This window comes from Streptomyces racemochromogenes (assembly GCF_044129415.1).
Classification (GTDB): domain Bacteria; phylum Actinomycetota; class Actinomycetes; order Streptomycetales; family Streptomycetaceae; genus Streptomyces; species Streptomyces racemochromogenes_A.
Genome location: NZ_JBBDHD010000216.1, coordinates 1 through 7,367, shown reverse-complemented (window position 1 = coordinate 7,367; position 7,367 = coordinate 1). Strand labels below are relative to the sequence as shown.

Genomic DNA, 7,367 nt, shown 5'->3' with positions numbered 1-7,367 from the left:
CCCTTGACAGGGCGGCCCGCACCGGAAGGACAGTGGGACTGACGGGAAAGCCCCAAGGCATCCCTGAGACCGCTGAGTGTGGTCCCGTCCCCCCTCGCCCCGGCCTGCTGCTCCCTACCGCCCGGCGGGACACCGCCCCCAACCCGCCGCCCCCCACCCGGGGAGGCGGGTGGGCAGGCGCCGCCCGGCCCCCGGCCCCTCGCGGGGGCGATGGCGGGCCCCCGCCGCGAGCACCCGTAGCCGCCGCCCTACCCCACCGCCCCCCGCGCCCGCCTCCGGTGGCGGGCCACGCGTTCGCGGTTGCCGCAGACTTCGCTGGAGCACCAGCGGCGGCGGTGGCCGCGGGAGGTGTCCAGGTAGAGCCGGGCGCAGCCGTCGCCGCCGCAGGAGCGCAGGAGGGCCAGGTCGCCGGGGTCGGTGAGGAGCTCCACCGCGTCCCGGGCCACCGTGGCGAGCAGGCCCGCGCACTCGACCCCGCCGCACAGCTCCCGCACGAGGTGCCCTTCCCGGTCCCGGACCGCGCACACCCCCGGCGGCGGGCCCGCGGCGGCGGCGTTGACCCGGGCCAGGGCGTCCTCCTCCGGTGCGGCGCCGGCCAGTTCGGCGCGGACGAGGCGGTCGACGTCCCGGCGCAGCCGGCGGAAGGCCTCCACCCAGTCGGGCCCGAGCCGGCCGAGCGGGGTCCGGTCGGGGACCAGCCCGGCTCCGACCAGCCACAGGCGCAGCTCGTCGCCGTCGTGGATGGCCTCGGCCCCCTGGGGGGTCCGGGTGGCCAGCAGGTCGAGACAGACCCGCCCGGAGTCGAACCACATGCCCGTCACCGCCTCGGTCGTCGCCGTGGGACGCCTCCCCAGGGTGCCGTCGACGACCGGGAAGCGGAAGCCCCCGGGCGGGCTACGCGGGCGGCGGGTCGTCGTGCAGGAGCCGTTGGAAGAGCCGGTGGTCGCGCCAGGCACCGTTGATGTGGAGGTAGCCGGGGGCGAGGCCGATCTCGGTGAAGCCCGCCTTGGCCAGGACCCGCATGGAGGCGGTGTTGTCGACGAGGGTCTGGGCCTCGATCCGGTGCAGCCCGAGTTCCTCGCGGGCGGTGCGGCAGACCTCCAGCAGGCCGGCGGTGGCCAGGCCCCTGCCGTGCCAGGACCGGTCGACCCAGTAGCCGACGCCGCCGCTGCACAGCGGCCCGCGCGCGATGCTGCCGAGGTTCATGGCCCCCGCCACCGCGCCGGTCGCCGTCTCCACGAACACGTACGGGACCAGCCGGCCCTCCGCCCGCTCGGCGAGGAGGCCCTCGATGCGGGCGCGCTGGCCGGCCTCGGTGTAGAAGGCCTCGGGCCGCTCGGGCTCGTAGGGCGCCATGTACGCGCGGTTGCGCGTCAGTACGTCGGCCAGCCCGGCGGCGTCCTCGACGGCCGGGCACCTCATCTCCACCCCGTTGATGATCACTTGGGCACGCTAACGGACGCCCCCGGCGCCGTTCCAGCCCTCGCCGTCACCGGGATCCAGCGAGAGCCGGTAGCCGCGCTTGACCACCGTCTGGATCAGGTTCGGCTGGCCCAGGGCGGCGCGCAGCCGGGCCATCGCGGTCTCGACGGCGTGTTCGTCGCGCCCGGCCCCCGGCAGCGCGCCGAGCAGGTCGGCCCGTGACACCACCCAGCCGGGCCGTCGGGCCAGGGCTTCCAGCAGGGCCATGCCGGCCGGCGGGACCGGGCGCAGCCGGTCGTCGACCACCGCGGCGTGCCCCCGGATCTCCAGCCGGTGCCCGGCGACGGGCAGGACCCGTGCGCGTCCGGGGAGTTCCTGGCAGAGCAGCTGCACCAGCGGCCCGAGGCGGAACCGCTCCGGCTGGACGGTCGCCACCGTCTGGGCCTGGAGCGGCAGCGCGGTCACGGGGCCCACGCACGCCGCGAGGACCGGCCCGCGCAGCGCCTCCAGCACGGCCTCGCGCAGCCCGCGCCGCTCGGCCCGGGACAGCAGGGAGGCGGCGGCGGGGGCGGAGGTGAAGGTGACGGCGTCCACGGCGCCGACGGCCACCGCGTCGAGCAGCCGGTCCAGCGGCGCGAGGTCCTCCGGCGGCATCCACCGGTACACCGGCACGGGCACCACCTCGGCCCCGCCGTCGCGCAGTGCCTCGATGAACCCGGGCAGCGGTTCCCCGTGCAGCTGGAGGGCGATGCGCCGCCCGGCGACCGGGCCGGCCAGCAGCCGGTCCAGTACCTCGGCGAGGGATTCGGACTGCGGGGACCAGGCCTCCACCAGTCCGGCGGCCCGTACGGCGCCCTTGACCTTCGGTCCTCGGGCGAGGAGTTCGGTGGCGCGCAGCCGGTCCAGGAGCCGTTCACCGATCCCCCATCCGTCGGCGGCCTCGATCCAGCCGCGGAATCCGATGGCGGTGGTGGCGACGACGGCGTCCGGCGGGTGGTCGACGAGTTCCTTGGTGGCGGCCATCAGTTCACCGTCGTCGGCGAGCGGCACGATGCGCAGCGCGGGGGCGTGCACGACCGCCGCGCCGCGCCGGCGCAGCAGGGCGATCAGCTCGTCCGCGCGCCGTGCGGCGGTGACTCCGACGGTGAACCCCGCGAGGGGTCCGTGCGTAGCGTCGTCCATCGTGTGTCCTGCCTCGCCCTGTACGTCCGTTCGTGGGGCCGACGGTGCGGTCGGCCGGGGCCGCCGTCGGCCGGCGCCGGCTGCGGCCGGCCTCGACATGGCGGTGTCCGAGCCTGCCAAGGCGTCGTGTCGGGCTCGGTTCCGCCGCATTTCCGTGCCGTTAACCGGGCCCGGTCCGCCCGGGTCCCGTTCACACGGAGGTGAGCTGCGCCTTCGTCCCGCTGTCCGCGGTCGCGGGGGCGGCGGGGGCGGTCGCGGGCCGGCGGAGGTATACCGCCCAGGTGACGGCGCAGCACACGGCGTAGAAGCCGAGGAAGGAGAGGAAGGCGGCGGTGCCCGTCCCGGAGGCGGCGAAGGCCTCGCGGAAGGCGAGGTTGATGCCGAGCCCGCCGAGCGCGCCGACCGCGCCGATCAGGCCCATGGCGGCTCCGGACAGCCGCCGCCCCTGGGCCGCGGCCTCCTCGCGGCCGAGTCCGCGGGCGAGGGCCTGGGCCTGGAAGATGCCGGGGATCATCTTGTAGGTGGAGCCGTTGCCGAGCCCGCTGAGGGCGAACAGGGCGGTGAAGCCGGTCAGGAACACCGGCAGGGACTCCTGTACGGAGGCCAGCACGACGACCCCGGTCGCGGCGGCCATCGCCACGAAGGCCGCCAGGGTGATGCGCGCCCCGCCGTACCGGTCGGCGAGCGCCCCGCCCACGGGGCGGACGAGGGAGCCGACCAGCGGGCCGATGAAGGTGAAGGAGGCGGCCTGGAGCGGGGTGCGGCCGAACTGGGTCTGGAGGACCAGTCCGAAGGCGAAGCCGTAGCCGATGAAGGAGCCGAAGCAGCCGACGTACAGCAGGGCCATGATCCAGGTGTGGGGCTCGCGCACGGCTTCGCGCACCGCGCCGGCGTCGCCCCGTACGGGGGCCAGGTTGTCCATGCGGACGAGGGCCAGTGCGGCCGCGGCCACGATGAGCGGGAGGTAGGCGGCGAGCAGCAGCCGGGGGTGTCCGGCGCCGGCGGTGGAGATGACGAGGAGCGCGGCGAGCTGGACGACGGGGACGCCGATGTTGCCGCCGCCGGCGTTGAGGCCGAGGGCCCAGCCCTTCTTCCGCAGCGGGAAGAAGGCGTTGATGTTGGTCATGGAGGAGGCGAAGTTTCCGCCGCCGACCCCGGTGAGCGCGGCGACGGCGACGAAGGCCGCGTAGGGGGTGCCGGGTTCCATGACGGCCAGTGCGGCCAGGGTCGGCGCGAGCAGGAGCAGGGCGCTGACGACGGTCCAGTTGCGGCCGCCGAAGCGGGCGACGGCGAAGGTGTAGGGGATGCGGACGAGGGCGCCGACGGTGGTGGCGGTGGCGATGAGGAAGAACTTGCCCGCGGGGTCGATCCCGTAGGCGGGGCCCATGAAGAGCACCATCACCGACCACAGCGACCAGATGGAGAAGCCGATGTGTTCGGAGAAGACGGAGTGGAGGAGGTTGCGGCGGGCGGTCCTCTCGCCGGTCTCCCGCCAGAAGGTCTCGTCCTCGGGGTCCCAGTGCTCGATCCAGCGGCCCCCTCGGCGGCCTTGCGGTCGGCTTCCGCTCATTACGCGCCTCCACAGCTGTCGTGTCCGTGGTGACGACGCTAGGAACGGCGGGTTTCCGCCCCGGTCCCCGCCCGATGACCGGGGGGAAACCTTGCTCTCACCCGCCGTGCGGCCGGGGTGTGAGCGCGGCCGGGAGCCAGCTGTCCGCGGGGAGTTCGAGCCAGCGGTGGGCTTCCTGGAGTTCGGCGGCGGCGCGGTCGAGGGCGTCCAGGCCGGGGTGGCGCAGGTCCGCGCGCCAGACCATGGAGAGCGGGGAGAGCGGGACCGGGTCCACGAGGGGACGTTTGACGCAGCCGGGCATGTCGAGGAAGCCGACGGTGACCAGGACCGGGTTGCGGGTCTTGGCCATCACCCGCCCGAACTCCTCCTTGCCCACGGCCACCGGGGCGGGCGGTGCCAGGGCGATGTCCCGGCCGGCGAACAGCTCGCGGGCCAGGCCGGTCCACTCCAGGGTGCGCGGGTTGCCGGCGCCGGCGTAGACGGTCTCGCCGGCGAGCGCGGCGAGCGGTACGGACTCCCGTGCGGCGAGGGGGTGTTCCTCGGGCAGGAGCACGGCGAGGGGTTCGTAGCGCACGGGGCGGTGGTCGAGCCGGGCCCGCAGGGCGGGGGCGAGGCCGGCGACGTAGCCGAAGGAGACGTCGAGGCGTCCGGCGGCGATCTCGGCGGCGGCGTGGGTGAGGCCGCTCTCGAAGCGGGCCATCAGCTCGTGGCCGGGGGCGAGTTCGCGGGCGCGCTCCAGGACGCGGCGGCCGGTGCCGGGGCCGTCGGTGTTGAGGTCGACGAGGAGGGCGGGCGGCGGGCCGGCGAAGGCGGCGGCGAGTTCCTCGTGGGCGCGGAGCACCTCGCGGGCGTGGGGCAGCAGGCGTTCGCCGTCGGCGGTGAGTTCGACGGCGCGGGTGGTGCGGGTGAACAGGGAGGCGCCCAGGGTCCGTTCGAGGCGCCGGACGTCCCGGCTGAGGGCCTGCTGGGCCACGTAGAGGCGGGCGGCGGCGCGGGTGAAGTGCAGTTCCTCGGCGACGGCGAGGAAGCCGCGCAGCAGCCGGGGGTCCACGTCGGGGGAGGTCACCCGGGAAGATTAACAACGGGAGGGTGTGAATGGTCCCGCAACAGGTGTTGGACCGCCGCCGGGGCCGGGCCGCAGGCTCATGGCATGCCGCAAGAGACCCCGCTCATGGCCGTGACGGGCACCACCCTGGTCCTGGCCGCCCCGGCCGCCGCCCCTGCCCCCGCTCCCGCTCCCGCTCGGCGTTCCGCCGCCGCCCGCGCGCTCCGCCCCTACGCCCGCCTCTTCGCCGTCCCGGGGGCGCGCGGGTTCACCGCCGGGAACCTGCTCGCCCGGCTCCCCATGGGCATGTTCGGGATCAGCGCGGTCATGATGATCGCCGGGCAGCGCGGCTCGTACGCCCTCGCCGGGGCGGTCACCGCGACCGGGATGGCCGCCACCGCCGTCGTCGGACCCTGGACGGCCCGACTCGTCGACCGGTACGGGCAGGCCCGTACCGCCGTGCCGGCCACCGTGATCGCGGTCCTCGGCTCGCTCTCCCTCGTCCTGTGCGTCCGTACGCAGGCCCCGGACTGGACCCTGTTCGCCTCCTACGCGGCCACCGCCACCACCCCCAACATCGGCGGCATGTCCCGGGCCCGCTGGACCCACCTGCTGCCCCGGTCCGCGCACCACACCGCGATGTCCTTCGAACAGGCCGCCGACGAGCTGTGCTTCATGCTCGGCCCGGTCCTCGCCGCCTTCCTGTGCACCGCCGTCTTCCCGGAGGCGGGCACCCTCACCGGGGCGGCCCTGCTGCTCACCGGCATGCTGGTGTTCACCGCGCACCGCGCCACCGAACCCCCGCCGGGCGGGGCGCCGAAGGCCGCGGGGGGCCGCTCGCCGCTGCGCGCCCTGGCGCCCCTCCTCGGGCTGTTCCTCGCCACCGGCCTGGTCTTCGGCTCGATGGAGGTCGCTTCGGTGGCCCACCTCTCCGCCCTGGGCCTGGGCGGCGCCTCCGGTCCCGTTCTCGCGCTCCAGGCGGCGGGCTCCTGCGCGGCGGGCCTGCTGTACGGGGCCCGGCGCCCGAGGAGCCTGCGGTCCTGCCTGTGCGCACTGGCCGGAGCGATGGCCCTGCCGTGGGCGGCGGCCGCCACCGGCTCCCTCGTGCCGCTGGCCGCGGCCCTGCTGCTGGCGGGGATGTCCACGGCGCCGGTGATGGTCACGGCGATGGGCCTGGTCCAGTCCCGCACCCCCGAAGGCCGCCTGAACGAGGGCATGACGCTGGCCGTCACCGCGATCCTCGCCGGGATCGCGGCCGGTTCCGCCACGGCGGGCCTGGCCGTCGACCGTCTCGGCACGGGTACGGCGTACCTCCTGCCGGCGGCCGCCGCACTGACCGCACTGCTTATCGGATCGGCGACTCCACGACCCGGCCGTTGATCGGGATTTCATCCGGCTGCCGGGTGACGCCACCGCGTGGGTCGCACCCTTCCATGCCGCAATCCGCCATAACTAGGGAGGCTTTCCCCCAAACCCTTCCCTTCGCGGAGGAACTCCCCTTGTCTGCTTCGCGCTCCGTCTCCTCGGCCCTGATCGTCGCGGCCGTCACCGCGTCCTGCCTGATGCCGGCCGTACCCGCCCTGGCGGACTCCTCGCACGTCCGTTTCTCCCAGCCCTACGTCCCCTCCATCGCTCCCGGGCAGACGGGCCGCGTCGTCATCGCGGCCCTGAACGGGGCGGATCCGGCGCACAGCGGCACCTTCCGCATCACCGCCCCCGAGCGGACCACGTTCCCGGAGGCCCGGTTCTACTGGAACGGCCAGCGGGCGGGCGGCTCGTGCAGCCGCTCCAGGGACGCGCGCCTGCTGACCTGCAACGCCGGCACCCGCGCCGGATTCGCGTTCCCGGCGAACACGCAGACCAGGCTGGCGGTTTCCCTGAAGGTGGACGCGAACGCCCCCGAGGGGACGACGCTGGACGGCGGCGAGTGGTCGGACGGCAAGGAGGCGCCCGCCCTCTTCGCCGTGGCCACCCCGGTACGCGGCCCGAAGGGCGACGACGGGCCGCCCGGACACGACGGCCACGACGGCCACGACGGCAAGCCCGGCCATCACGGCAAGCCCGGCCGCCCGGGCCCCAAGGGAGACAAGGGCGACAAGGGCGACACCGGCGAACGCGGCCCGAAGGGCGACCGCGGCGACACCGGCG

Annotated in this window: 6 protein-coding genes and 1 pseudogene; 2 read left to right on the top strand and 5 right to left on the bottom strand. The window is 75.5% G+C overall.

All coding sequences use genetic code 11. From position 1 onward, the window contains the following. Window positions 1-248: 248 nt before the first annotated feature. From WDV06_RS35510 to WDV06_RS35490, 5 genes are all read right to left on the bottom strand, one after another. On the bottom strand, window positions 249-812 hold the full coding sequence (locus WDV06_RS35510; protein ID WP_395513940.1) for a CGNR zinc finger domain-containing protein: 564 nt from the start codon (window positions 810-812) through the stop codon (window positions 249-251). Between the two features lie 82 nt (window positions 813-894). Next, window positions 895-1,422 (bottom strand): GNAT family N-acetyltransferase, encoded by a 528-nt coding sequence (locus tag WDV06_RS35505; RefSeq protein WP_395513941.1) that lies wholly within the window; start codon window positions 1,420-1,422, stop codon window positions 895-897. 30 nt (window positions 1,423-1,452) lie between these two features. Beyond that, entirely contained in the window at window positions 1,453-2,604 is a 1,152-nt protein-coding gene (locus tag WDV06_RS35500) for a uroporphyrinogen-III synthase (protein WP_395513939.1), read from the bottom strand. 190 nt (window positions 2,605-2,794) lie between these two features. Continuing rightward, on the bottom strand, window positions 2,795-4,174 hold the full coding sequence (locus tag WDV06_RS35495) for an MFS transporter (RefSeq protein ID WP_395513938.1): 1,380 nt from the start codon (window positions 4,172-4,174) through the stop codon (window positions 2,795-2,797). A 97-nt stretch (window positions 4,175-4,271) separates the two neighbouring features. Next, window positions 4,272-5,240 carry a LysR family transcriptional regulator gene (locus WDV06_RS35490; RefSeq protein ID WP_395513937.1) on the bottom strand — a complete coding sequence of 323 codons (969 nt, stop codon included), beginning with the start codon at window positions 5,238-5,240 and terminating at the stop codon, window positions 4,272-4,274. Between the two features lie 84 nt (window positions 5,241-5,324). On the opposite strand from WDV06_RS35490, the gene WDV06_RS35485 reads away from it, so the two are divergent. Both WDV06_RS35485 and WDV06_RS35480 read left to right on the top strand, forming a co-directional pair. Beyond that, on the top strand, window positions 5,325-6,599 hold the full coding sequence (locus WDV06_RS35485) for an MFS transporter (RefSeq protein ID WP_395513936.1): 1,275 nt from the start codon (window positions 5,325-5,327) through the stop codon (window positions 6,597-6,599). A 119-nt stretch (window positions 6,600-6,718) separates the two neighbouring features. Further along, window positions 6,719-7,367 (top strand): annotated as a pseudogene (locus WDV06_RS35480) (hypothetical protein); the annotation flags it as partial.